Here is a 1,714-nt window from a genome sequence, read left to right on the forward strand (position 1 = left end):
AACCCGAGAGTGAGCCACAAACCAAAGAAAACTAGGATTGAAACCGAAAAATCTCGACTCCCAAAGATCCAAACACCAAGGCTGTTAACCTGAATTTTTAGGCTTTCTTCATCTGGCATATAACGCCCTGCTAAGGGGTGAGCAACGCAATACAAAAGCCGCCGCATACCACCTTAAGCACTAAAATCAACGCATAGCAAAAATGCCACGCGTTGCGAATCCCTCTTAAGCAGTTTGTTATGTGTCAAATTTTAAACTCGAACTTAGCTTTTTTAGGGCCAGTTTCCCCTTTTTCGGAAGGCGCATACTTCCGTTTTGATAATATTCGCACAGCTTCAGCATCGAATACTCCTTTAGGTACAGAATCAGTAACCATTATGTCAATCACATCACCCTGACTATTAATATTAAACGTGAGTACAACAGTACCGACTAATTTGTTTTTCCTTGAACCTTTATGATTCCTAGGCGATACACTGTCCCGATCTTTGTGTTCTCGATAATTTGGGGAACTAGCACTTTCAATTAAACCAGCGCAGCCAGACAATAATGCCGCTATAAATAATATTAAAATCTTCATACTTAATCTTTGACAACATAACGCCCGCTTAAGGGGCAGCCAACGCCATTACCAAGCTTCCGCATTACATCGTAATCACAAAAACCAACGCATGGTAAAAATGCCACGCGTTGGCTGTCCCTCTTGAAGCGTTTGTTATGCTTAAGCTTCAATGACTTACGTTTTGCCAGAACCAAGATTAACTCGGCTTTGACTCACGCACAAAAGCCAAAACCTAAAAAACTGAAATGACTCATAACTTTTGAAAATCAGACTTGGACTTTTAACAATTCAAGCTTTGACAACAAGAAAGTGAAAGCTGATTTTTGATTGAGCCAACCACCTTAACCTCGCGTTTGCCCGAAAATTGATTGAGGCAATTCTCTGAATTTCCAGCGCCAAAGAATAATTGTCCGGAAAACAGCGCCCACTGAGCCAACTTGCCGAGAAACACAAAACTAACCAGCCAAGGGAACAAAGAAAGACCATAAACCACTAATTGTTGGTGATTAAGCATAACGCCCTGTTAAGGTGTGAGCAACGCAATACCGAAGCCGCCGCATACCACCTTAAACACTAAAAACAACGCATAGTGAAAATGCCACGCGTTGCGAATCACTCTTAAACAGATTGTTAGTTGCCGACCTATTTAAAGCTGTTCATCTCGCGACGACTTACCGGCATACGAGCATCAGCGGTTCTCAGCTGGCGCTTGAAACCACGGTTCCCACGCACGACCTCATTGCCATTCTTGTCCACCGTTTTAAGTGTATCGACAAGTATATTTTTGTATGTACCTTTAATCTCATATTCGAATGAAACTAAATCGGTTTTAAACACCCATTGTTGTGAACCAAGGGCAAGAAAACTGTAACTTTCACCGTCAACAACTAAATAATGTGCATGTAGAGCATTCGTATTTCCCCCGCGGCTAGGCGGACGACTTTTCTCTTTGAGGTACTTACTATAGTTTTCTATTTTCTTATTTGTAATTTTATTCATTTAAGCCTCTATTTCCTCGTAGGCAACTAACGCCCTGCTAAGGGGTGAGCAACGCAATACCAAAGCCGCCGCATACCACCTTAATCACCAAATTGAACGCATAGTAAAAATGCCACGCGTTGCGAATCCCTCTTGAGCACTTTGGTGACTTGT

Annotated in this window: 3 protein-coding genes; all 3 read right to left on the minus strand. The window is 42.1% G+C overall.

Annotated features, from left to right (window positions below; translation table 11 throughout):
- Positions 1–244: 244 nt before the first annotated feature.
- Positions 245–580 carry an energy transducer TonB gene (locus UF05_RS08710; protein WP_045546055.1) on the minus strand — a complete coding sequence of 112 codons (336 nt, stop codon included), beginning with the start codon at positions 578–580 and terminating at the stop codon, positions 245–247.
- A 262-nt stretch (positions 581–842) separates the two neighbouring features.
- Complete coding sequence (locus UF05_RS26330) at positions 843–1,076, minus strand: hypothetical protein (RefSeq protein WP_197065576.1); 234 nt, start codon at positions 1,074–1,076, stop codon at positions 843–845.
- 128 nt (positions 1,077–1,204) lie between these two features.
- Positions 1,205–1,561: a hypothetical protein gene (locus UF05_RS08715; RefSeq protein WP_004418207.1), complete on the minus strand. Its 357-nt coding sequence runs from the start codon at positions 1,559–1,561 to the stop codon at positions 1,205–1,207.
- Positions 1,562–1,714 lie beyond the last annotated feature (153 nt).

The sequence above is a fragment of the Vibrio sp. S457-15 genome, from assembly GCF_000960545.1.
GTDB lineage: Bacteria > Pseudomonadota > Gammaproteobacteria > Enterobacterales > Vibrionaceae > Vibrio > Vibrio parahaemolyticus.

Excerpts from the sequence above, each read along its gene's own strand:
- UF05_RS08710 (WP_045546055.1), bottom strand. The coding sequence starts at position 580 with ATGAAGATTTTAATATTATTTATAGCGGCATTATTGTCTGGCTGCGCT.
- UF05_RS26330 (WP_197065576.1), bottom strand. The coding sequence starts at position 1,076 with ATGCTTAATCACCAACAATTAGTGGTTTATGGTCTTTCTTTGTTCCCT.
- UF05_RS08715 (WP_004418207.1), bottom strand. The coding sequence starts at position 1,561 with ATGAATAAAATTACAAATAAGAAAATAGAAAACTATAGTAAGTACCTC.